The sequence below is a fragment of the Paraburkholderia monticola genome (assembly GCF_001580545.1).
Taxonomy (GTDB): Bacteria; Pseudomonadota; Gammaproteobacteria; order Burkholderiales; family Burkholderiaceae; genus Paraburkholderia; species Paraburkholderia monticola.
On the sequence record NZ_LRBG01000038.1, the window covers coordinates 219827 to 243205 of the forward strand.

The 23379-nt window shown below is 67.2% G+C and carries 22 protein-coding genes; 10 read left to right on the plus strand and 12 right to left on the minus strand.

What is annotated here, in order from left to right; genetic code table 11:
• Window positions 1-31 precede the first annotated feature (31 nt).
• From CI15_RS28460 to rpe, 7 genes are all read left to right on the plus strand, one after another.
• The gene (locus CI15_RS28460) at window positions 32-460 is read left to right on the plus strand and encodes a ribulose bisphosphate carboxylase small subunit (RefSeq protein ID WP_062134749.1); all 429 of its coding nucleotides are present in this window, start codon (window positions 32-34) and stop codon (window positions 458-460) included.
• Between the two features lie 85 nt (window positions 461-545).
• Window positions 546-1538 (plus strand): CbbX protein, encoded by a 993-nt coding sequence (cbbX, locus tag CI15_RS28465; RefSeq protein ID WP_062134752.1) that lies wholly within the window; start codon window positions 546-548, stop codon window positions 1536-1538.
• A gap of 27 nt (window positions 1539-1565) precedes the next feature.
• Entirely contained in the window at window positions 1566-2669 is a 1104-nt protein-coding gene (locus tag CI15_RS28470; protein WP_062134756.1) for a class 1 fructose-bisphosphatase, read from the plus strand.
• A gap of 55 nt (window positions 2670-2724) precedes the next feature.
• On the plus strand, window positions 2725-3597 hold the full coding sequence (locus CI15_RS28475; protein ID WP_062134759.1) for a phosphoribulokinase: 873 nt from the start codon (window positions 2725-2727) through the stop codon (window positions 3595-3597).
• A 46-nt stretch (window positions 3598-3643) separates the two neighbouring features.
• Complete coding sequence (tkt, locus tag CI15_RS28480) at window positions 3644-5728, plus strand: transketolase (RefSeq protein ID WP_062134762.1); 2085 nt, start codon at window positions 3644-3646, stop codon at window positions 5726-5728.
• Between the two features lie 34 nt (window positions 5729-5762).
• The gene (gene fba / locus CI15_RS28485) at window positions 5763-6800 is read left to right on the plus strand and encodes a class II fructose-bisphosphate aldolase (protein ID WP_062134765.1); all 1038 of its coding nucleotides are present in this window, start codon (window positions 5763-5765) and stop codon (window positions 6798-6800) included.
• 22 nt (window positions 6801-6822) lie between these two features.
• On the plus strand, window positions 6823-7530 hold the full coding sequence (gene rpe / locus CI15_RS28490; RefSeq protein WP_062134768.1) for a ribulose-phosphate 3-epimerase: 708 nt from the start codon (window positions 6823-6825) through the stop codon (window positions 7528-7530).
• 21 nt (window positions 7531-7551) lie between these two features.
• Here rpe and CI15_RS28495 read toward each other — a convergent pair whose 3' ends face one another.
• Genes CI15_RS28495 through CI15_RS28505 form a run of 3 tightly spaced genes read right to left on the minus strand, consistent with a single transcriptional unit; the run spans window position 7552 to window position 11587 of the window.
• Complete coding sequence (locus CI15_RS28495) at window positions 7552-8934, minus strand: DUF6513 domain-containing protein (protein WP_062134771.1); 1383 nt, start codon at window positions 8932-8934, stop codon at window positions 7552-7554.
• Window positions 8913-9533 carry a flavoprotein gene (locus CI15_RS28500; RefSeq protein ID WP_062134774.1) on the minus strand — a complete coding sequence of 207 codons (621 nt, stop codon included), beginning with the start codon at window positions 9531-9533 and terminating at the stop codon, window positions 8913-8915. The genes CI15_RS28495 and CI15_RS28500 overlap by 22 nt, the downstream gene beginning before the upstream one ends.
• On the minus strand, window positions 9530-11587 hold the full coding sequence (locus CI15_RS28505; RefSeq protein WP_062134777.1) for a sigma-54-dependent Fis family transcriptional regulator: 2058 nt from the start codon (window positions 11585-11587) through the stop codon (window positions 9530-9532). The genes CI15_RS28500 and CI15_RS28505 overlap by 4 nt, the downstream gene beginning before the upstream one ends.
• Window positions 11588-11964: 377 nt before the next feature.
• Between CI15_RS28505 and CI15_RS28510 the strand changes: the two genes are divergently transcribed.
• Window positions 11965-12471, plus strand: a complete 507-nt coding sequence (locus tag CI15_RS28510) for a dihydroneopterin aldolase (RefSeq protein WP_062134780.1) — start codon at window positions 11965-11967, stop codon at window positions 12469-12471.
• A 64-nt stretch (window positions 12472-12535) separates the two neighbouring features.
• On the opposite strand, the gene CI15_RS28515 is transcribed toward CI15_RS28510, so the two are convergent.
• The 9 genes from CI15_RS28515 to CI15_RS28555 form a co-directional block, all read right to left on the minus strand.
• Window positions 12536-12913 carry a hypothetical protein gene (locus CI15_RS28515; RefSeq protein WP_062134784.1) on the minus strand — a complete coding sequence of 126 codons (378 nt, stop codon included), beginning with the start codon at window positions 12911-12913 and terminating at the stop codon, window positions 12536-12538.
• Between the two features lie 103 nt (window positions 12914-13016).
• On the minus strand, window positions 13017-13526 hold the full coding sequence (gene fae / locus CI15_RS28520) for a formaldehyde-activating enzyme (RefSeq protein ID WP_062134787.1): 510 nt from the start codon (window positions 13524-13526) through the stop codon (window positions 13017-13019).
• Window positions 13527-13707: 181 nt separating this feature from the next.
• Entirely contained in the window at window positions 13708-14610 is a 903-nt protein-coding gene (locus CI15_RS28525; RefSeq protein WP_062134789.1) for a triphosphoribosyl-dephospho-CoA synthase, read from the minus strand.
• Between the two features lie 11 nt (window positions 14611-14621).
• Window positions 14622-15647 carry an ATP-grasp domain-containing protein gene (locus CI15_RS28530; RefSeq protein ID WP_062136207.1) on the minus strand — a complete coding sequence of 342 codons (1026 nt, stop codon included), beginning with the start codon at window positions 15645-15647 and terminating at the stop codon, window positions 14622-14624.
• Window positions 15647-16672 carry a methenyltetrahydromethanopterin cyclohydrolase gene (gene mch, locus CI15_RS28535; RefSeq protein ID WP_062136210.1) on the minus strand — a complete coding sequence of 342 codons (1026 nt, stop codon included), beginning with the start codon at window positions 16670-16672 and terminating at the stop codon, window positions 15647-15649. Before mch ends, CI15_RS28530 begins: the two co-directional genes overlap by 1 nt.
• Window positions 16647-17876 carry an ATP-grasp domain-containing protein gene (locus tag CI15_RS28540; protein WP_062134792.1) on the minus strand — a complete coding sequence of 410 codons (1230 nt, stop codon included), beginning with the start codon at window positions 17874-17876 and terminating at the stop codon, window positions 16647-16649. The genes mch and CI15_RS28540 overlap by 26 nt, the downstream gene beginning before the upstream one ends.
• Before the next feature lie 8 nt (window positions 17877-17884).
• Window positions 17885-18811 carry an NAD(P)-dependent methylenetetrahydromethanopterin dehydrogenase gene (locus CI15_RS28545; protein WP_062134796.1) on the minus strand — a complete coding sequence of 309 codons (927 nt, stop codon included), beginning with the start codon at window positions 18809-18811 and terminating at the stop codon, window positions 17885-17887.
• 97 nt (window positions 18812-18908) lie between these two features.
• A complete protein-coding gene (locus CI15_RS28550) occupies window positions 18909-19934 on the minus strand; it encodes a beta-ribofuranosylaminobenzene 5'-phosphate synthase family protein (RefSeq protein ID WP_062134798.1) in 1026 nt (341 codons plus the stop codon).
• A gap of 224 nt (window positions 19935-20158) precedes the next feature.
• Window positions 20159-20557: a 4a-hydroxytetrahydrobiopterin dehydratase gene (locus tag CI15_RS28555; protein ID WP_062134802.1), complete on the minus strand. Its 399-nt coding sequence runs from the start codon at window positions 20555-20557 to the stop codon at window positions 20159-20161.
• A 416-nt stretch (window positions 20558-20973) separates the two neighbouring features.
• Between CI15_RS28555 and CI15_RS28560 the strand changes: the two genes are divergently transcribed.
• Together CI15_RS28560 and CI15_RS28565 are read left to right on the plus strand one after the other, a co-directional pair.
• Window positions 20974-22791: a methanol/ethanol family PQQ-dependent dehydrogenase gene (locus CI15_RS28560; RefSeq protein WP_062134804.1), complete on the plus strand. Its 1818-nt coding sequence runs from the start codon at window positions 20974-20976 to the stop codon at window positions 22789-22791.
• Between the two features lie 165 nt (window positions 22792-22956).
• A complete protein-coding gene (locus CI15_RS28565; protein ID WP_062134807.1) occupies window positions 22957-23376 on the plus strand; it encodes a c-type cytochrome in 420 nt (139 codons plus the stop codon).
• Window positions 23377-23379 lie beyond the last annotated feature (3 nt).

Genomic DNA, 23379 nt, shown 5'->3' on the forward strand with positions numbered 1-23379 from the left:
CTGAACGCGACATCCATCCACGAGGTTCGTCATGCGTATTACTCAAGGAACGTTTTCTTTTCTGCCCGAGCTGACCGACGAGGAAATCGGCCTGCAGATCGACTACGCGCTGCGCCAGGGCTGGGCCTGCTCGGTCGAATTCACCGATGACCCGCATCCGCGCAACACCTACTGGGAAATGTGGGGGCTGCCGATGTTCGACCTGCATGACGCGGCCGGCGTGTTGCAGGAGGTCAGGGCTTGCCGTGAGGCGCGGCCGCAGCACTACATCAAGGTCAACGCGTTCGATTCGGTGCGCACCTTCGAGACGATGCGGCTGTCGTTCATCGTCAACCGGCCGGATGTGGAGCCGGGCTTCCGTCTGACGCGCCAGGACGCGCGAGGGCGCACGCAGCGCTACAGCATGACGGGTTATGCGAGCGACCGGCCGGCGGGTGAGCGTTATGGGGCGGTGGGCTGACCCGCCGAGCGCGCGGTAAAGCGCACGACGAAGCCCACGACACATCCCACAACCAAGCCCACCGCACCCGCCGCAAGGAGGAACGATGACAGACGCCGCCCTCGCGGACGCACGCCCCGCGTCCGCCGCGCACAGCGACGCCGCCGCGCCCCATGTCGATCTCGCGGCGCTGTACCGCGACTCGGGCATCGGCGAGGTGCTCGGCGAACTCGATCGCGATCTGGTCGGGCTCGCGCCCGTGAAGACGCGCATTCGCGAGGTCGCCGCGCATCTGCTGGTCGAACGCGCGCGCGCTTCGCTGGGTCTGGCGGGCGGCGCGCCGACCTTGCACATGTGCTTCTCCGGCAATCCCGGCACCGGCAAGACGACAGTCGCATTGCGCATGGCCGAGGTGCTGCACCGGCTCGGCTACATTCGCCGCAATCATCTGGTGTCGGTGACGCGCGACGATCTGGTCGGCCAGTACATCGGCCACACCGCGCCGAAAACGCGCGACGTGCTCAAGCGCGCGATGGGCGGCGTGCTGTTCATCGACGAAGCGTATTACCTGTACCGCCCCGAGAACGAACGCGACTACGGACAGGAAGCGATCGAGATCCTGCTGCAGACGATGGAGAACCAGCGCAGCGACCTCGTCGTGATACTGGCCGGCTACGCGTCGCGCATGGAAGTGTTCTTCGAGAGCAATCCGGGTTTCCGCTCGCGCATCGCGCATCACATCACGTTTCCCGATTACACGGAAGCCGAGCTGCTCGACATCGCCGAGCGGATGCTCGACACCATGCACTACCGCTTCGATGCCGCGTCGCGCCGCGCGTTCGCCGACTATCTGGCGCGCCGCCTCCGCCAGCCGAATTTCGCCAACGCGCGCTCGGTGCGCAATGCGCTCGACCGCGCGCGGCTGCGTCAGGCGAACCGTCTGTTCGCGAGCGCCTTGCAAGGCGGCGAGCCGATCGACGCCGCCACGCTGACGCTGATCGACGCCGCCGACGTGCGCGCGAGCCGCGTGTTCGACGCGCCCACGCCGTCCTCGCCATCGCCATCCACCGCGCGCGCCGTCGCGGCGCCGCCGGGCTGAATCACGACACCCTCCAGGGAGAACGCCATGCAGGACGGACGCACGACACTTTCGAAGTTCCTGATCGACACGCTCGATCGCCCGCCGTGTACGGACCACACGCGCGACACGGCGGGCCTCTCCGCGCTGCTGATCGACGTGGCGGCCGCGATCAAATCGATCTCGGCGATGCTGACCAAGGGCGCGCTCGGCGGCAACTATGGTTCCGCGCAAACCGTCAACACGCACGGCGAGGAGCAGAAGAAGCTCGATGTCTCGACCAACGACATCTTCGTCCAGCAATGCGAATGGGACGGCTTGCTGGCGGCGATGGTGTCCGAGGAAATGGAGCACGTCTACGCGATTCCGCCGGACTATCCGCGTGGCGAGTATCTGCTCGCGTTCGATCCGCTCGATGGCTCGTCGAATATCGACATCAACGGCGTGGTCGGCTCGATCTTCTCGGTGCTGCGCACGCGCGACCCCGCCGAAGATGCGACCAGCGAAGCCGCGTTCCTGCGGCCTGGCTGCGAACAGGTCGCGGCCGGCTATGCCGTGTATGGACCGTCGACGATGCTGGTGCTGTCGGTCGGCAACGGCACGCATGGCTTCACGCTGGAGCGCGAGATCGGCAACTTCGTGCTCACCCATTCGAACATCAGGATTCCGGAAGAGACCGCCGAGTTCGCGATCAACGCGTCGAACGAGCGCTTCTGGGAGCCGCCCGTGCGCCGTTACGTGCAGGAGTGCAAGGACGGCCGCAGCGGCTGCCGCGCGCGCGACTTCAATATGCGCTGGATCGCCTCGATGGTCGCGGAAGTGCATCGCATCCTGATGCGCGGCGGCGTGTTCATGTATCCGCGCGATTCGAAAACGCCGGCGATGGAAGGCCGCCTGCGCCTGCTCTACGAAGCGAATCCGATGAGCTTTCTGGTCGAGCAGGCGGGCGGCCTCGCGATCACCGGCCGCGAACGGATTCTCGACGTCGCGCCGCGTGCGCTGCATGGCCGCGTGCCGGTGATACTCGGCTCGAAGAACGAGGTCGAGCGCATCGCGCGCTATCACGGCGAATACGACCGCGGCGAAGACAAGCCCTTCAGCTCGCCGCTGTTCGGCACGCGCTCGCTGTTCCTGCCGGATTTCACGGCGTGACGAGCGGCTGACGGCGCGCACGACGCACAGAACACAGCCATCCGGAGACAAACGCATGTCAGTCAAACATCCGATCATCGCGGTGACCGGCTCGAGCGGCGCGGGCACCACCACCGTCATGAAGAGCTTCATGCATATCTTCAGACGCGAGCACATCAATGCGCAGATCGTCGAAGGCGATGCGTTCCATCGCTACGACCGCAACGGCATGCGCGCGGCCATGCAGGAGCGCGAACGCGACGGCGTGCCGAATTTCAGCCACTTCGGCCCGGAAGCGAATCTGCTCGAAGAACTCGAGACGCTGTTCACGCGCTACGGCGAAAACGGCAGCGGGCAGTTTCGCCACTACGTGCACGACGCGGCCGAGATGCAGCAGTACAAGCAGGACGGCGGCACCTTCACACCGTGGGAGGAGGTCGCAGCCGGCACCGACCTGATGTTCTACGAAGGGCTGCACGGCGCGGCCGTGACCGACAAGGTCGACATCGCGCGGCATGCGGATCTGCTGATCGGCGTCGTGCCGATCATCAACCTCGAATGGATCCAGAAGCTGCACCGCGATCAGACGATGCGCGGCTATACGCACGAAGCGGTGGTCGACACGATTCTGCGGCGCATGCCGGACTACGTGAACTACATCTGCCCGCAGTTCTCGCGCACGCATGTGAATTTCCAGCGCGTGCCGACCGTCGACACCTCGAATCCGTTTACCGCCCGCGAGATTCCGCAGCCCGACGAGAGCTTCGTGGTGATCCGCTTCGCGCGACCGAAGGGCATCGACTTCCAGTATCTGCTGACGATGCTGCACGACTCGTTCATGTCGCGCCCGAACGTGATCGTCGTGCCGGGCGGCAAGATGGGACTCGCGATGCAGCTGATCTTCACGCCGATGATCCTGCAGCTGATCGACCGGCGCTCGCGCGCCTGAACGTTAGGCGGCGCATGCCGAGCTTCATTTCCCAAGGAGAAATCCGATGAGTGCAGTCGCGCAACCGCTTGACGCACCCGCCACGCGCTCGATGGCCGACGCGCTGCGCATGCTGGCAATCGACGCCGTGGAAGCCGCGAAGTCGGGGCATCCCGGCATGCCGCTCGGCATGGCCGAGATCGCGGTCGCGTTGTGGGACCGGCATCTGAAGCACAACCCGGGCAATCCGGCGTGGCCCGATCGTGATCGCTTCGTGTTGTCGAACGGACATGGTTCGATGCTGCTGTATGGGCTGCTGCATCTGAGCGGCTACGACCTGCCGATCGACGAGTTGAAGCGCTTCCGGCAGTTGCACAGCAAGACGCCGGGGCATCCGGAAGTGGGCGTCACGCCCGGTGTCGAAACGACCACCGGGCCGCTCGGCCAGGGGCTCGCGAACGGCGTCGGCATGGCGCTCGCCGAGGCCTTGCTCGCGCGCGAGTTCAACCGGGCCGGACATCGGATCGTCGATCACCGCACCTATGTGTTCGTCGGCGACGGCTGTCTGATGGAAGGTATTTCGCACGAAGCGGCGTCGCTCGCGGGCACGCTGAAGCTCGACAAGCTGACGGTGCTGTACGACGACAACGGCATTTCGATCGACGGCCACGTCGCGCAATGGTTCGCCGACGACACCCCCGCGCGCTTCGCGGCGTACGGCTGGCACGTGGTGCGCGAGGTGGACGGCCACGACGTTGACGCGGTCGATCGCGCGCTGCACGCCGCGCGTGCCACCGGGCGGCCGACGCTGATCTGCTGCCGCACGGTGATCGGCCAGGGCGCGCCGTCGAAGGCCGGCACGCACGACGTGCATGGCGCGCCGCTCGGCGCCGACGAGGTCGAACGCACGCGCCGCGCGCTCGGCTGGGCGCATCCGCCGTTCGAGATTCCCGACGGGATTCGCGCGAACTTCGACGCGAGCGCACGCGGTGCCGCCGCCGAAGCCGAGTGGCGCGCGCGGTTCGACGCGTATCGCCGGCACTATCCGGTCGAGGCCGCCGAATTCGAGCGTCGCGTAGAGGGCAGGCTGCCCGCGCAGTGGCAGGACACGGTTCGCGCGCTGCTGCGCGACGCGGATCGCGCGGCCGAATCGATCGCGACGCGCAAGGCCTCGCAACAGGCGATCGCCGCGCTCGCACGCAGCCTGCCGGAACTGCTCGGCGGCTCGGCGGACCTGACCGGCTCGAATCTGACGGACTGGCGCGGCGCGGTCGACGTCCGCGCCGACCGCAGTGAGAACGGCGGCGGTCTGCGCGGCGGCAACTACGTGCACTACGGCGTGCGCGAGTTCGGCATGAGCGCGGTGATGAACGGGATTGCGCTGCATCGCGGCTACCTGCCGTTCGGCGGCACGTTCCTGACGTTCTCCGACTATGCGCGCAACGCGTTGCGGATGGCCGCGCTGATGAAAACGCGCTCGATCTTCGTCTTCACGCACGACTCGATCGGCCTCGGCGAGGACGGTCCCACGCATCAGGCGGTCGAGCACGCGGCCAGCCTCAGGCTGATTCCGGGGCTCGACGTCTGGCGCCCTTGCGACACCGTCGAGACCGCTCAGGCGTGGATCGGCGCGGTGGAACGGGATGGGCCGTCGTGTCTGCTGCTGAGCCGCCAGAACCTGCGCTTCGTGACGCGCTCGGCCGAGCAGATCGCTGCGATCGCGCGTGGCGGGTACGTGTTGCGTGACTGGCCGGACGAAACATCGTCTGCGCCTAGCGAGCAACCCGCGCGCATTGTGCTGATCGCCACGGGCTCCGAGGTGTCCCTCGCGCTCGACGCCATCGCGCCGCTCGCGGCCGCCGGCATCGTCGCGCGGGTCGTGTCGATGCCATCGACCACCGCGTTCGACCGGCAGCCGCGCGCTTGGCGCGACGCGGTGCTGCCGCCGGGCGTGCAGCGCGTCGCGATCGAGGCGGGCGTGCGCGCGTTCTGGCGGCAATACGTCGGGCTCGACGGTGGCGTCGTCGGTATCGATACGTTCGGCGAATCGGCGCCGGCCGTTGCGTTGTTCGAGCATTTCAGGCTGAACACCGAGGCGGTGGTCGACGAAGCCTGCCGCGTCGCGGACCGTACGCGCCAGGCGCGCGGCTAGAACAGAGATTTCATGTCATATCGAGGAGCACGCCATGGCCTTCATCACTCTGCGGCAACTGCTGGATCACGCGGCCGAACACGACTACGGCGTGCCCGCGTTCAACGTCAACAACATGGAGCAGATTCACGCGATCATGCGCGCGGCCGAGGCCACCGACAGCCCGGTGATCCTGCAGGCGTCGGCGGGGGCGCGCAAATACGCGGGCGAGCCGTATCTGCGTCATCTGGTGCTCGCCGCGCTCGAAGCGCACCCGGACATTCCGCTCGTGCTGCATCAGGACCACGGCGCGAGCCCCGCCGTCTGTCAGCAGGCGATCCGCTCGGGCTTCACGTCGGTGATGATGGACGGCTCGCTGTTGCCCGACCAGAAAACCCCCGCCGCCTACGACTACAACGTCGAGGTGAGCCGGCGCGTGGTGGAGGCCGCGCACGCGGTCGGCGTGTCGGTCGAGGGCGAGCTGGGCTGTCTCGGCTCGCTCGAAACCGGCAGCGCGGGCGAAGAGGACGGCGTCGGCGCGCAGGGCAAGCTCACGCGCGAGCACCTGCTGACCGATCCGGACGAAGCGCGGCGCTTCGTGGACGCGACTGGCGTCGATGCGCTCGCGATCGCGATCGGCACTTCGCACGGCGCGTACAAGTTCAGCCGCGAGCCGACCGGCGACATTCTCGCGATCGACCGCATCGCCTCGATCCATGCGCGCATTCCGAACACGCATCTGGTGATGCACGGTTCGTCGTCGGTGCCGCAGGAATGGCTCGCGGTGATCCGCGAATACGGCGGCGAGATTCCGACCACCTATGGCGTGCCCGTCGACGAAATCCGTCGCGGCATCGCGCAGGGCGTGCGCAAGGTCAATATCGACACCGACATCCGTCTCGCGATGAGCGGCGCGATGCGTCGATCGCTCGCCCATGCGCGCTCGGAGTTCGATCCGCGCGCGGCCTTGAAGGCCGCCACCGCGGCGGCGAGCGCGATCTGCGTCGAGCGCTTCGAGGCCTTCGGTTGCGCGGGGCAGGCGGCGCGTATCAAGCCGCTGCCGCTCGACACGATGGCGAGCCGTTACCACTGACGCCACCGGCACGGAGAACGCGATGCGCGAATTCCTGATTGCTCCGTCGCTGCTGTCGGCGGATTTTGCCCGGCTCGCCGACGAGATTCGCGACGTGACGGCGGCCGGCGCGGACTGGATTCATCTGGACGTGATGGACAACCACTACGTGCCGAATCTGACGGTCGGGCCGCTGGTCTGCTCGGCGATCCGGCCTTACACGTCGCTGCCGTTCGACGTGCATCTGATGACCGCGCCGGTCGATCCGCTCGTGACCGCGTTCGCCGAGGCGGGCGCGAACCTGATCAGCTTTCATCCGGAGGCGACGCTGCACGTGCATCGAACCATCGAGCTGATCCGCTCGCACGGAGCGCGGGCAGGGCTCGCGCTGAATCCGGCGACGCCGCTCGCGGTGCTCGATCACGTGCTGGAGATGCTCGACGTCGTGCTGGTGATGTCGGTGAATCCGGGCTTCGGCGGGCAGGCGTTCATCGCCGAAACGCTCGACAAGCTGCGGCTGCTGCGCGAGCGCGTCGACACGACGATGCAGCGCACCGGACGGCCTTTGCTGATCGAAGTGGACGGCGGCGTGAAGGCGTCGAACATCGCGCGTGTTGCCGAAGCGGGCGCCGATGTGTTCGTCGCGGGCTCGGCCGTGTTCGGCGCGAGCGATCGCGCGCAGGCGATTCGCGGCATGCGCGCTGAATTGGCGAGAGTCGACGAACGCGTGGGCGTGGCCGCCGTGCATTGAGCGTGCTTTTTCCGGGCTCGTTCAGCGCTTCTTCATCGTCTCGCCCGGCGCGCACCAGGCGCCGAGATCTTCTTCAGGCCGGTCGACCGCGCAGCCCCAGTCGAGCGGCTGGTCCTGATCGAAGCGCTTGCCCAGGCGCCACGCGATCTCCGCGCGCGCCAGTTGCACGCCCATATAGAACGCGTGGCCGCCGTCGGTCTCCAGATCAAGTTGCGGGTAGAGCGCGAACGGATCCTCGCCGCGCCGGTGGCCGTCGCGGTTGTACACGTGAATGCCATCGGTGCTGACCTGCACGCGGAAATTCGGATCGCGCACGGCGCGCGCGAATTCGTCGATTTCTTCGGCGCTGTATGGAAACGGGCGTTTCGCGTGGACGGTCGCGAGTTCACTGCTGATGCCCTTCGGCAGCACGTGCTCGGCGCGCGCGGCATGCATCACGCGGCGCGCGACGTCGGCCTCGCGCAGCGCGCGCCGCGCATGCAGACTCACGGACGTGGTCAGCACCGCACCGATGCGCAACTCGGCGGCCATGCCGAGCAGCACCGCGTTGATGCCGCTCGTGTCGGCCTCGGTCAGCTCGGTCACGTTGCCGATGCCCATCATGATCGCGATGTCGGGATGGCGTTCGCGCAAGCGCACATAGCGCGCAATCGACGCGGCCAGGCCGAACGGAATCGGATCGAGAATCGGATCGGCGAGAAACGCGCGGCCGCGCGCCGATAGTGCGTCGATCGCGGCATCGAGCGAGGCCGCGTCGCCGGGTTCGCGTGCGACGAGGATCGGCGTGGCGGGCACCTCGTCGGCGATCCACAGGCTATCGAGGTTCAGGCTCATCAGATAGTCGGCGCCCGCGCGGCCGCCGCGCAACAGTTCGTCGTTGCGCATCGAATCGACGCTCACGCGATAGCCTTCGGCCTTCAGCCGCCGCACCGCGTCTTCGAGATGCGGAAACGGCGTGTCCGGCAGACAGCCGATGTCGATCACGTCGGCGCCCTGACTTCGATATTCGCGCGCCCGCGCGGCGATGCCGTCGAGGTCGAGCCGAGGGGCGTCGACGATCTCCGCGAAAATCTCCGTGTCGTAGCGGCTCAGGTCGAACGGCTTGGCCTTGCGGCCGAAATACTGCGGCAAGTCCTTCACCTCCTCGGGACCGCGTTCGAACGGCACGCCATAGTGCGCGCTCAAGGCGTCGAGATCGCCGCGGCAGCGGCCCGGCACGATCACCCGCTGCGCGGCGAGCGGCGCAGGCAAGCGGCGCTGGATCAGGTCGGCCGTCATCAACGCGGCGACCTGCAGGCCGATTTCGCGCACCTCCCAGCTGAACGGCGTCGGCGCCATGCCGTCGAGCACGCGCAGCAGGCTCGGTTCGGCAAGCCGGCCGGTCAGGAAGAGGATGTGGTCCATGCGAGGTCGAGAGTCGCGAGGCGTTGGGCGAGCGCCGCTTCGAGTTCGTCGAGCGAGCGCGCGAGCGTCGTGTATTCGAAGCGTGCCAGACGCTCGACGTTATCGAGTTCGATCGCCCGTGGCCGCAACTCGACCCATTCGTCGGGGCTATGCGTGATCACGCTCGGTTCGGTGTCGCACGCAAAGACGATGCCGGGGATGCATTGCTTGCCAGCCTGCGCGTACATGTTGGTCGGCAGCGTATCGGAGATGCCGTGCGCGCATTTGGCGACCGTGTTGCTGGTGGCGGGCGCGATCACGACCGTGTGATAGACGCCGTGATACAGCATGCCGACCGGCACGCCGCTCGCGCTGTTGTCACGCAGCACGCGGAACTGTTCGCGCAGCTTGTCGAGCGGCCAGCCATAGAGCGGCAGCACTTCTTCGGCCGCCGCGGACAGAAACAGATCGACGCGCGGCAAGCGCCGCGCGAGCGCGATCGATTCTTCGAGCATGTGACCGGAGCCGGTCACGCACCACGCGAAGCGCGCATCCGGCTTGAAGTCGGCGAGGTCGCGCGCGGCCTTCGGTGCCGACTCGCTGGACGACGACTGCGTCATGCGTCGAGATCGAGCGGCAAGCCGTCGGGCGGCGCGCCTTCGTGCGACAGCCGGATGTGCAGCCGGCGCATCTTGCGGTACAGCGTGTTGCGGCTGATGCCGAGCGCCTTCGCGACATTGCTGACATTCCAGCGGTGCTCGTCGAGCAACGACAGCACCGTTTCGCGCTCGTTGAGCTGGATCGCGTTCAGCGAAGAAATGTCCACGTCGTCGGCGAGATGCGCGTCCATGTCCGCGCTGGCGAGGCGCAAGGCGGTGGGCATGTCGGCCGCCGAGGTGCGCTGCGTGACCTCGGGCGGCAGATGCTCGCAACGGATTGGCTCGCCGTCGGACAGCGCGACCGCCATCTGCAGGACGTGACGCAACTGGCGGATGTTGCCGGGCCACGCGTAGGTGAGCAGCGCGTGTTCGGCTTCCGGCGTCAGCTCGGGCGGATCGTCGGTTTCGTTGGCGAGCAGATGATGGATCAGCGGGAGCTTGTCGACGCGCTCGCGCAGCGTCGGCAGATTCAGCTCGACGCCCTTCAGCCGGTAGTACAGGTCCTCGCGGAACTGGCCGCTTTGCACGAGTTCGAGCAGATTGCGGTGGCTCGCGCTGATCAGCTGGAAGTTGACCTTGACGGTGGTCTCGGCGCCGAGCGGGGTGACCTCGTGTTCCTCGATCACGCGCAGCAGCCGCGCCTGCAACACCAGCGGCATGTCGCCGATTTCGTCTAGAAACAGCGTGCCGCCGTTGGCCTGCACGATCTTGCCGCGCCGTCCTTCGCGCTGCGCGCCGGTGAACGCGCCCGCACGATAGCCGAACAGTTCGCTCTCGATCAGGTTCTCCGGCAGCGACGCGCAATTGACCGGCACGAACGGACCGTCGGCATGCGGGCTGATGCTATGCAGCGCCTGCGCGAAGACTTCCTTGCCGGTGCCGGTCTGGCCGCGCAGCACGATCGGAATCTTGCGCTGGATCACGCGCGCGGCCAATTGGATCTGCGAGGCCATGCGCGGGTCGCCGAATTCGAGGTGGGCGATTTCGTCGAGCTTCGGCGCCGGTGCGTGTTTTTCTGGCTTGTCGGGCACGCTGCTGCTGCGCACGGTCGGATCGGTGACGATCACGCGCGTCATGCGCCCGGTGGCGTTCTGCGGCGTTTGCGCGACAAGGAAAAAGCGGTTCGTCGCGTTCGCGCTGTAGACGGTGACTGGATGGAACGAGCCGCGGATGCTGCGCGCGATCATGTCTTCGAGCGACGCGTTGAACGCTTCCTCGATGCGCCGGCCGCGCAATTCGCTGAGCGAGCGGAAGCCGAGCTGGAACAGGGCGCTGCGATTCGCGGCGAGCACGGTGCTGTCGTCACCGACCGCGAGCTTGCCGCCGTGCAGTGTGCCGACGAATTCCGGGCGGCTGTGGAAATGGATCATGTTCGCGTGCCGGTAGCGCGCATCGAGCAGACGGTTTTCGATCATCTGCCGCGACATGCCGACCAGCACCAGCGAATGCTGCTGCAGCAGCTTCGAGCGGCTCGTGACGTCGAGCACGCCGGCGATTTCGCCGCTGTCGTCGAAGATCGGCGCGGCCGAGCAGGTGAGCGAGGTATAGCGCGGATAGAAATGTTCGTGCTGACAGACGGCGATGCAGTCGCGCTCCGCGAGGCAGGTGCCCATGCCGTTGGTGCCGGCTTCGCGCTCGCTCCACAGCGCGCCGACGCGAAAGCCGTCGGCGGCGACCGCCTCGGCGAACGGCACCGACGACACCTGATGCACGATCACGCCGCCCGAATCGACCAGCACGACCGCGAGCTCGGGGTCGGCCAGTTGCTGATAGAGCGTGGTCATTTCGAGCTTCGAACAGGCGATCAAATCGCCGAGCGCCTCGCGGCGGGCGCTGAGTTCGTACTCGGTGAGCACTGGAGGCGGCACGAAGCGCGCGGGGTCCAGCTGGAATTCGTTGATGCAGCGCGCCCAGGACTGAGCGACGGATTCGCTTGTCGGCCGCGTGGTCAATTGATGGTTGACGACGTTCAGAACTTCCCGGACGTGCGAACTGCTGTCAGCGAGCAACGACATGGGATTTGTCTCCGATGCGCCATTTCGCCGGCGTGATTGCTTCGCACGCCGCGAATGCCGCTTTATCAAGCCTGCCTGCCCTCGACGCGGCGGAATCTCAGTTCCCCTGCGCCCTCGCGACCGGCCCTGCTACGAGGCGGGTATTTAAAACTGTACGCCCGATGCCAGATTGGTTCAACAGAAAGTCTCTTTGGGTTTACCTCACCGTGCCCGAAATTTGCTTTTCTCGATGCGCGACGCGTTAAACGGTTTGCACGTTGTGTGCCTGTCGCAGCTTTGGCACACAGTGTGCCGCGCGTCGTTCAGTTCTACTGTTCTACTGTTCCGCTCCTCATCACAGGCTGTTCATTCCGGGCCGCGCCGCGGCGGAGACCATCATGGATCGTATCGATACTGTTCGCCTTGCCGCATTTTCCAGCTTCGGCGCGAATCCCGGCTCGCAGGCCGACGCTTTGCCCGAGCGCCTCGACATCGTCTTCATCGAGAATTTCGTCGGCCGGACGGTCATCGGGATCGATAGCAGCGAGCAGCACGTGGCGCAACCGGTGCGCGTGAATCTCGCGATCGGCGTGCCCGCGATCCGCGCATGCACGACGGACCGGATCGAAGATACGGTCAACTACGCGGCGGTGCGCGAGGCGCTCGTCGCGCTATTCGCGTCGCATCACGTGCGGCTGCTGGAAGCGCTGGCCGAGACGATCGCGCAACTGCTGATCGCCGAGTTCGGCGCGCACTGGGTACGTGTGTCGCTAGCGAAACCGGCCAAATTCGCCGATCTCGCGGCCGTCGGCGTGCAGATCGAGCGGCGTCGCGGCGATGGCCCGGCGACGAGCGCGGGCGTCGCGCGTTATGCGTCGCTGGGTGAGGGGCTGGTGCCGAACTGACGGGGGCGGCCATCCGCGGGGCGGCCATCCGCGGGGCGCCCGCCCCGCGCATTTCAGCCAGCCGTCATTTCGCCGCCGTCGGTGTTTTCTGCGCACCGAGCCCGCACGCCTGATACGCGGTGGTTTGCAGCGCGCGGAATTTCTTCGTTTGCGCCTTCGCCTGGTCGACGCGGAACTCCGCGCCGCCCTCGCCGCCGAGCGTCGCGTACTTCGAGAAGGTCGACTGGTCGACGAATTCGTCGTACGGCAACGACGCGGCCATCTTGTCGATTACGCACGAGCACTTATACACGTTCGCGAAATCGTGGCCGTTATCGTCCATGCAGGTGAGCACGTATTCGACGCGGCCCTCGGTCGGATAGTTATAGCCTTCCGCCCACGCGAGCGGTGCGGCAAGCGCGAGCGAGGTCAAGGCAAGAAGCGCGCGACATCTGATGATCATTGAATGCCTCTGCGAGAGACGGGACAGGCGAGGAGGCGGGGCGGGTATGACACCGCTAACGACACCGCTAACGGCGCCGCGTCTCCTGCGCGTGCATGTGCCGTCAGTTTGGCGCAAACGGATGCGCGACGGTACCTTTCTTCGCCACCACTTCAGCCGCGCTCGGCTCGCCGCTGACGGCGCGCTTGATGGCCTCGCGTGTCGCCTGATAGTTGAACTGCTGGATCTTCTTGTCGTCCTCGGCCTGCCAGTGAATGAAGACGCCGACGCAGACGAACAGATCGTCGGCCTCGTCCGCGGGAATCGTGCCGTCCTCGACGCTGTCGGCCACCGCGAGCGCGACCGCGTGCTGTGCCGGGCCGAACATCTGCACGGCCTGCTTGGCGCCCTTGATCGTCACCTTGTTGAACAGGATCGTGTTGGGCTTCGCGATCAGATTGGGGGCGACGACGGCGAGTAGCGACGTGAAGCCGTCCTTGTTGTTGGTGAGCGCGTTGCAAAACGCGGTTTCCGCAGCGGAACCTCGCGGTCCGATCAGCAAGTCGATGTGCGCGACCTCATTGCCGTCGCCGACGAGCGACTCGCCGACCATGACGCGGTTGATCTTGGCCATTCTGTTCCTCCAATGAGTAGGTATGGACCTGCTGAAGAGGCGCCGCCTGCGACCGTCCAGAAAAGCATCGCGAAAGCGGTGCGGGAATGCACGGCGGTACTAACTAACAGGTTCCGTGCCAGTTGTGGCGATGCGCGTCCGGCGCGGTGTTCGGGTCTCGTTCGGCCCGCGAGGTCGAGGACTAACCGGGCCTTTCCACACAGCGCGCGACGAACAGCGTGGCCACCGCGAGGTCCGCGCTGGTGCCGGGATTGATCGCGCGCGCCTTCAGTTCGGCGTCCCAAGCATCGAGCTGCGGATCGCTGGTCGCAAGACGTCCGGCGGAGGGTGTTTGGCGCCAGCGCGCGTGCTGCTCGCGTGCCATGAGCGTGACACTCTGCGCCAGCGTCAGCCCGTGCTTGCGCACAATGTGAGAGTCGGGCCAGCCGCCGAGGAACGCCAGAAACACGTTGAGCATCGCGCTTTCGTAGGCGGCCTGGGGCGCATTGCCGCGCATCTGCGCCGTGGCTTCGCGGTACGCGGCGAGGCCGGTGTCGAACAGGTCGGCGAAACCGTTCGCGTATTGCCGCGCGATGCTGTCGCGCTCGCTGGCGAGCCGCATCGCGTCGCGCAGGCCGATGGTCGGCGGCGCGTGGACCGATTGCTCGGGCGCATCCCCAAGGCCGCCGGGATTGGCGAGCGCAATCGCGCGGTAGGCGAGCCGCGCGTCTTCGAGGTCGAGGCGGCTCAGCACCGCACCGACGGCCGCGCGCCACGCCGGCGCCGACAGCGGCCGCGCGCCGGTGTCTTCGAGCGCCGCGGCGAGCGGCGCCACCAGCAGCACGATGCCGAGATTCGTGTTGCAGCCGACGGCCGCGCGCGTGCGCGTGACCGCGTCGAGAATGCGCTGTCCGACCCGGGCGCCGCGCGCGAATAGCGCGTCGAGCGACGCGTCCGCGCTGGCCAGGAACTGCGCCGCATGCATGCCGTGGCCGGGACTGTGCGTGCTGACGTTGCCGGGTTTCGGCGTGGTGATGTCGAGCGCGCAGGCTTCGAGAAAAGCCGCGCGCGCGTGTTCGAAGAGCATTTCGGGGGTGTCGGCCATTACGCTCAGGCTCATGCGAGGCGCTGAGGCGGCTGGTCAGGCCATTCAGCCCCCGCGGCTTGCTCGGCCTGCTCGTTCACGCGCCGCTGCGCCGCGAGCTTGCGATCGAGCAGATCGTCGACGAGCGCCGCCGCGATATCGAACGGCACGACCGACTGCAAACCGCGCCACGCGGCCACGCCGTTGACTTCGAGCACGAGCGGCAGGGCGTCGTCGGCGGGGTTGGGGATCAGGTCCACGCCCGCGTAGTCGAGCCCGAGCGCGGCGGTGGCGCGCACGGCGGTCTGCGCGAGCGGCAGCGTCAGTTCCGCGGGCTCGCAGCGCGCGCCTTGCGCGACGTTATGAATCCAGCCCTTGCCGCCACTGCGCCGCATCGCCGCGACCGCCTTGCCGCCGATCACCAGCACCCGCCAGTCGAACCCGGGCCGGCCGCTGGCGACGAAGCGCTGCAGATAAGCGACCTGCCGGTAACGCGCGAGCGACGGCAACGGCGCGAGCAGCCCGCCGCGCGCGCCCAGCCGTTTGAGCCCGTGGCCTTGCGAGCCGAACAGCGGCTTGAGCACCACCTGACGGCCGGCGGCCGCCTCGCGCATCAGTACGCGTTGCGCGAACGCCGCCGATTCGCCGGCCCAGGTGGCCGGCGTCGGCACGCCCGCGCGATGCAGCAGGAAGCTCGTCATCGATTTGTCGACGCTGCGCTCGATCGCGCGCGCGTCGTTGTAGACCGGCACGCCCGACTCGCGCAGCGCGTGCAGGATGCCGAGCCGCAGCGTGACCTGCTCGAAGGTGCCGCCAGCGATGCCGCGCACGAACACCGCGTCCGGCAGCGTGTGGCCGAACCCCGGCACGACGAGGCCGTGCGGCAGCCACGTGGTGTCGATCCGGCATGCCGCGAGATCGACGCAACGCGCGTCGGCGCCGCGCGCGCGGAACGCTTTTTTCAGGCGGCCGGTGTGCCAGCCGGTTTCGTCGGTCATGATCGCGACGCGCACGCCCGCATGGGTCGCGCCGGGCGGTGTAAGTGGCGTGGACATCATCATGCGGCGGACTGGCCGCCCCACTGTTGCTGCAGCAGACCGGCGTCGAGCCGGCCGCCGTGATAGGTCGCGCCGCTTTCGAGGCTGCTGACCCACACCTCGGCGGGTGCGAACAGCGCGGGATCGATCTGATAGAAGTCGAAATTGACGGCCGTGAAGACATCGGCGAACGGCCGGCCGTAATCGCGCGAATTCGAGGCGGGCAAGCTCGCGGCGAGACGTCGCGCGATCTCGTCGTGCTGGACCGTCAGATGCACGCGGCCGCCGTACAGGATCGCGTCGTTGGTGCGACCCATCGCCTGAATGCCGTCGGGCGCGGGCGGCGGCAGCGGCGCCGAGCCCGTGCCCGCGACGATCTCGTCGAGCGGCACGCCGAGCACGTGCACTTTGTGCAGCGCAACTTCGACGACCCGGGCGACCACCTGTACCGTTCCCGCGACAGAGTGTGTCGGCGTGACGATCAGCGTCAGGTTTTCGGGCGCGAGGCCGCAGTCGCGCAACACCTTGTCGATCACGACCTGGGGCGGCAGACGGTCCACTTCGAGCACCAGCGCGCCGCGTTCGTGGCGGTCGCGATAGCCGAGCTCGTCGAAGAGCGGCTCCTTGACCGCGAGCGCGCGGGCAGGTCCCGAGCCGAGCGAAAAGAACTTCTTGCCGCCGGTCTGTTCCTTGGTGGCCGAGAGGCTCCAGCCCGCGTACTGGCTGCCGAGACAAGCCAGAACCGGCGTCGAGGTGCTGACTTCGAGCATCGTGGGCCAGAGCGGCGCGGCGTCGAGGTTCGCGCGCACCGCGACGCGGCCGAGTCCGCCCATGCAGATGCGGGCGATCAGCACACCGGCATCGAGACTGCCGCGCGCGTCGACGCCGGCGTCGGCGATCACGGTGCCGTCGGCCGTGCGCGTGAGCGCGACGCCGAGGCGCGCGGCCTGATCGACGAGCCGTGCGACGAGGCGCTCGCTCAGGGCGTTCACGCTCGGCAGGGTGCCGGGCGGCGAGGTGTCAGGGGTGGGCGTGGAGGCAGGCATGGTCGGGCTCATCGCAGGTTTCGATTCGTTGGACGACGCGTTCGTGCTGTGCATCGAGAGCGCTGCGCACCGCATCAACCGATGCCGCGCGCACATGCAGCGTGCAGACCGGCTGCCCTGCCTCGATGCGCGTACCGGGCATCGGCACGTCGCGGCATTGCGGGTCGTGCAGGCAGGCATCGGAGAAGGCAGTCGAGACGCCGAACGCCCGCTGCGCGAACAGCACCCGCTGGCCAGCACGCCAACGCGGCGCGCGAGCGAGCGCGAGGCTCGCGGCCGATGGCGCGCGGCCATGACGGCAGGCGTCGAGATGGCAGGCGAGCAGGCCGGCGGGCCATGCGTCGGGCGAGGCGGTTTCGTAGAGCGCCAGCGTCGATGAGGGACGTGCGTTGATTTCAAGCACCTCGAACGTGGTGCCGTCGGACAGGAAGTCGCAGCTGTTGATGCCGACGAGACCGGTGCGCGCGCACAGCGCGTCGAGCGCCTGCTGCACGTGCGCGACGAGCGTGGGTCGTAGCTCGATCGGCGCGATCGAGCCCGCGTGCACGAAGCGCAACTCGCCGAGCGCGCAGGTGAGCTGCTCGGCGAAACCGATCAGATGCGCGCCGCCGTGCACGCCGATGAAAAGCACCGACAGCGAGCGGCCCGCGCCGATGCGCTGGAAGTAGCCGTGCGGGGAATAATCGGTGGTGGCATCGAACGCATCGGCTGCCTTGATATGCGTGCCGCCGCAGCCGTCCGAGCGTTTGAACAGCCAGCCTTCATCCGTCTCGGGCCGCTCGAACGCCACGGCGGGATGCGCGATCCGCAACGCGTCGAGCAGCGCGAACCAACGCCGCGGCTCGCGCACGGCCGCGAACGCCTCGGCATCGTTGCCGAGATGGCGCGGCAAGCCGGGTTCGCGGCACAACTGAGGCATCAACGGTTCGAGCCCGCTGCCGCCGATCCAGCCCAGCAGACCGGGCAGACGCGCGACACGCGTCAGCGCGTCGACGAGCCGCGCCCGATCGATCGCGAGCGCGCCACCCTCCGCGCCGATGTCGAACCACAGCTCGGCGGCCTCGCGGGTGTCGCGGTCGCCGAAGATATCGAGCGCGGCGACGTGCAGGCCGGCGCGCGCCGCGGACTGCGCGAGCCAGCGCGCGGACAGGCCGGCGAGCGCGACGAACGGCGCCTGCGTGAGCGCCCGGTGCGGTTTCGTCATGGCTGCTTTCAGCCGAGACCGGCCGCGACCGCGCGGGCCTCGTCGTACGCTTCCGTGAAGCCGAGGTAGACCGGCTTGCCGCCGGTGCGCATGCGCATGAAGAGGCGATGCTCGACCTGATACTTGACGTTGCCGATCGCCAGCGCGCCGATGCCGATTGCCCCCGCGTTCGGCACGCCTTCGATCGGCTTGCCGTCGTTCATCACGTTCACGCCGGCGATGCCTTCGGGCGGCACCGCATTGACATCGGCGGCGACGAGCAGACGTTTCGCATGCGCGAGGTCGTCGCTGCCGACCACCTGAACGCCCGCGAGCGCGGTGGCGAGCACGATTTCCGCGTCGGCGAGCGCGCCGCGCAATTCGTCCGGGGTCGTGGCGCCGATGCCGTTCGTGACGATGCCGAAGTGCTGGTTCACTTCGGCCGAGACGCCGAGCGCGCGCTTGCGGTCGTGGTGGCTCGCGATCGTCACGTCGGCGCCGCGCGACGCGGCGATCGCCGCCGCGATGCGCCCGACCGCGCCGGTGCCGCCGAGAATCAGCACGCGCTTGCCGCCCAGCTCCATACCGTGCTGTTTGCCCAGATGCCGCTCGACCAGCGCGACGAGCGCGGCCGCGGTCGTGTACGAGCCGCTCGGATCGGCGAACACGGAGACCTCGAACGGCGGGACCATGGCTTTGCGTGCGGTGTCGAGCATGTCGGCGGCCTGCATCACGTCGCGTCCGCCGATGAAGATGCCGGTGCGCGAGACCCCTTTCGGACCGCGCGAGAAGATCGCGTCCTGGGTCAGATTCGCGACCATGCCGGCGTCGACGTTGCAATACGGCACGATCACCTGATAGCCGGCGTCGGCGGCCATGTTGACGTCGAACGGACTCATCTGCGGCGTGGCCGTGAACATGTGCAGGATGTAGGGCCTTTCAATGGTTTCTGACATGGCGAGGGCTCGGTTCAGTGGCAATCTGGGGGGCGGCGCAAGGCACGCTGACGCGGCGCGTGACGCGCGCGGCGGCCCGCCTGAGCGCGGCCGCGCATCATGCGGCGTCGATGTGCGGCGCGCACGCTTCGGCGCCGTGAATCGCCGCGCCGCTGTTGCGGCCCGCGACGACGCTGCATTCGATATGCGGCAGCGCGCTCGCCACGGCACGCGCGGTTTCGAGCGCGCCATCGGCCTCGCGCGCGCTCGCGAGCACCGCGAAGCCCGTCGGGCCCCACGAGGTCTGGCCGATGCCGGCGGTGCGTTCGGCGGCGACCGCGTGCAGCACGCGCTCGACGTCGGGACTCGCGAATACGCCGCCTTGCGCGCTCGCGAAGTATTCGCCGATGGTCTGCTGCATCTCGGTGAGGCCTTGGGCGAACGGCGCGAAGTTGTGCTCGGCGGCACCCGGCAGGATCTGCATCAGCACCAGATGGCACAGATGCGCGGCGAGCCGCTGCGGGAACGGTGCGAGCGAAGCGAGCGCGCTGCGTTCCTCGGCGCCGTGCAATCCTTCGCGGCTGGTGTCGCTGACGAGCAGCACGCGCCACTGTTGCGGAAACGGCTGGCGCGACAGCAGCGGCGGCATGCTCTGGCGCAGGTCGCCGGGCGGCCCGCCATCGAGCAGCAGGCCGCCGCACTCGAAGCCCAGAATACCGATGCCGGAGCGCGCGCCGCGCCCGAGCAGGCCGGCGAGTTCGGCGCTGGTGGCCGGCTGGCCGACGAGGCGCGTGAAAGCGGTGCCGACGGCCAGCGCCAGCTGCGTGCCGGAACCGAGCCCGGTGTGTGCGCGCGGCGCCTCGACGACGTCGATCGCGAGCGGGGCCGGACCGTATGCGGCCTGCAGCCGCGCGAGACACAGCGCGATCCGCTCGCGCTCGGCCTCGCTCACTGCGCCGCCGACCTGCTCGCGCTCGGCGAGCCGCGCTTCGATCCGCGTGCCGTGCGCATCGATGACGAGCCCCAGGCTGCCGAACGCGCGTCCGAGCGATGCGTTCGGATCGAGAAAGCCCAGATGCAGCCGCGCGGGCGCATCGATCGTAATGGGGGCGCGAGGCGACGGGCGGCGGAGCTGAAGCGGCATCTCGAGTGTCCTCAGGTGTCCTTGCGGGTTTGGCAGTGCGCCCGGCGACCTCAAGCGAAAGCCGTACCAGGCGCGCGGAACGGCTGCCACAGCGGGTTCGGGCCGCTGGAGCCTGTAACAGGACCCGCTGCGCGCCGCGCTGTTTCAATGCCGCGCGGACGCTGTGTGACGCCGAAGGCGCACTGTGTCACGCGCTGTCTCATGCGGGGACGGCAGCCCGCGCGTCACGCGCCTTGCGCGGGTTTCGGCGCGTCGTACTTGATGTAGCGGAAACGCTGATCGTCGGCGGGCGTGCCTTCGAGCGGGCCGTCCTCGAGGCCGGGCTGCCAGTGGACCACCGATTCGATCTTCGTCGCGAGGGCGAAGTCCTTGTCGGTGATGCCCTTGGCGCTATGCGTCTTCAGCTTCACGGTCACGAATGCGTAGGAGACCGTCAGATCCGGGTGGTGCCACGCGGCTTCGGCGAGATGGCCCACGGTGTTGACGACCATCAGCGTTCCCTTCCAACCCTCGGTGCGGTATTTGCGCCGCAGCCAGCCATCTTCCAGATACCAGTGCTGCAGCGGACCGACGAGGCGCTGCTGGATTTCGTCGTCGGTATAGACGTGCTCGGTGTTTGCCATGGCGGTTGCTCCTCGAAGACGCGAATCGTTCGCCGAACGAAGCATCGTCGCAACGGGTAGGGCCGTGCTGCGGCGCACGATTCGCAAAGGACACGATTCGTATCACGCATGTGACACAGAATGTGCCGCATTGCGTGACGCAACTCCTTCAGCTTACTGCCTCGCAAGCATCCGCGCGCGACCCCCGAGCGCCGCGAACGTCGCGCGTGCGCAGTCTCGGGCCCAGGCGGGCGCGAGCGGCCAACGTTGTCGACATTCCGGCATGGAATATGCGTTTGCCTTTCATGCGCCGCGAAGCCTGACGTCGAATCAGGATAAGGCGCAAATCGTTACCTGCACTCGAGAAGGCGCGCACGATGCGATGAGGTAGCGTGGGTCATTCGTGAGTTGAACAGCAGGACAATTCTGGAGGAGACATGAACTTACGCACTGTGGTTCTTGGGCTCGCGATCCTCGCATCCGCAGCCTTCGGTTCATTGGCTGCGCAGGCCGACTCGCAGCTCGACGGGCTGATGAAAAACCCATCCAACTGGGCGGCCCAGGCGGGCGATTATGCGAATCACCGCTACAGCCCGCTCAAGCAGATCAACGAGAACAACGTCGGCAAGCTGCAGGTCGCGTGGACCATGTCGACCGGTGTGCTGCGCGGCCATGAAGGCGCGCCGCTCGTGATCGGCGACACGATGTATATCCACTCTCCGTTTCCGAACAAGGTAATTGCGATCAACCTGAAGGATCAAACCTTCATCTGGCAATATCTGCCGAAACAGGACGACCAGGTCGTCTCCGTGATGTGCTGCGACACCGTCAATCGCGGTCTCGCCTACGGCGACGGCAAGATTTTCCTGCAGCAGGCCGACACCAAGCTCGTCGCGCTGAACGCGAAGACGGGCGAGGTCGTGTGGACCGCGCAGAACGGCAATCCGAAAGCCGGCGAAACCAACACCAACGCGCCGCACGTGTTCGGCGACAAGGTGCTGACCGGTATCTCGGGCGGCGAGTTCGGCGTGCGCGGGCGTCTGATCGCGTACGACATCAAGACCGGCAAACCGGCCTGGACCGCGTACAGCACGGGTCCCGACAACGAAATGCTGCTCGACCCGCAAAAGACGATGACCTACACCAACGGTCAGATGGTGCCGGTGGGCGCGGACTCGTCGCTGAAGTCGTGGAAGGGCGATCAGTGGAAGCTCGGCGGCGGCACCACGTGGGGCTGGTATGCGTGGGATCCGAAACTGAACCTGATTTACTACGGCACTGGCAATCCGGGCACATGGAACCCGACGCAACGTCCGGGCGACAACAAATGGTCGATGTCGATCTTCGCGCGCGACCTGAATACCGGCACGGCCAGGTGGGTCTACCAGATGACGCCGCACGACGAATGGGACTATGACGGCGTCAACGAGATGATCCTGTCCGATCTGACGATCAACGGCAAGAAGGTGCCCTCGATCGTGCACTTCGACCGTAACGGCTTCGGCTACACGCTCAATCGCGAAACCGGGCAGCTGCTGGTCGCGCAGAAGTACGACCCGGCGGTGAACTGGGCCGATCGCGTCGATCTGCAAAGCGGCCTGCCGATTCGCAACGCGTCGTATTCGACGCAGGCGGCCGGCGCCGATCACAACGTGAAGGGCATCTGCCCGGCGGCACTCGGTTCGAAGGACCAGCAACCGGCGGCGTTCGATCCGAACACCAGCATGTTCCTCGTGCCGACCAACCACGTGTGCATGGACTACGAGCCGTTCGAGGTCGACTACGTCTCGGGTCAGCCGTATGTGGGCGCCACGCTGTCGATGTATCCGGGACCGAACGAGGGCAACTCGATGGGTAACTTCATCGCGTGGGATGCGGCCAAGGGCAAGATCGTCTACTCGAAGCCGGAGCGCTTCTCGGTGTGGTCGGGTGTGCTGGCGACCGGCGGCGGCATCGCGTTCTACGGCACGCTGGAAGGCTACATCAAGGCCGTGCGCATCAGGGACGGCAAGGAACTGTGGCGCTTCAAGACGCCGTCGGGAATCATCGGCAACGTCTTCACGTATGAGTATCAGGGCAAGCAGTTCGTCGGCGTGTACTCGGGCATCGGCGGCTGGGCCGGCATCGGCATGGCGGCGGGTCTCGAAAAGCCGACCGAAGGTCTGGGCGCGGTCGGCGGCTATAAAGATCTCGCCAAGTACACCGCGCTGGGCGGCACGCTGTTCGTGTTCGCGATTCCTAACGAAAAGAGCTGAAGCAACGGCTCGAATGAACGGCTGAACGAGCGGGGCGGCCTGCACCAGGCACGGTCGCCCCATCAGCCTCGCGAAGCCAGCGAATCACTCTCAACCGCGCGGGTTTGGTGGATGCGTCGATGCAACGCATCGGGGCGCGGCTTATTTCCAGATGGAGACTTGTGCATGAATGGCCGATCTATTCTTTTGCTCACCGTGTTGCCCGCAGCGTTCATCATGCTGCCCGTCGGATACGCGCAGAACAATCCTTCGATTGCGCAGGTCGCGTACAAGGTAGTCGACGGCACCAAGGTCGACAGTAATACGCTGCAGGGGTGGAAGACGTGGCGCGCGCTCGCTTGCGAACGCTGCCACGGCGCGCAGCAGCAGGGTCTGGTCGGACCGTCGCTGATCGACGCGTTCAAGACGCTCGACAAGGACGAGTTTCATCGCACGGTGTTCGGCGGACGGGTGGCCAAGGGCATGCCCGATTTCAGCACGAGCCAGATGATGCAGAAGAACTGGGAAAACCTCTACGCGTATCTGAAAGGACGCTCCGATGGACAGATCAAGCCGGGCGATCTGCAGGCCATTGATGCAAAATAACGC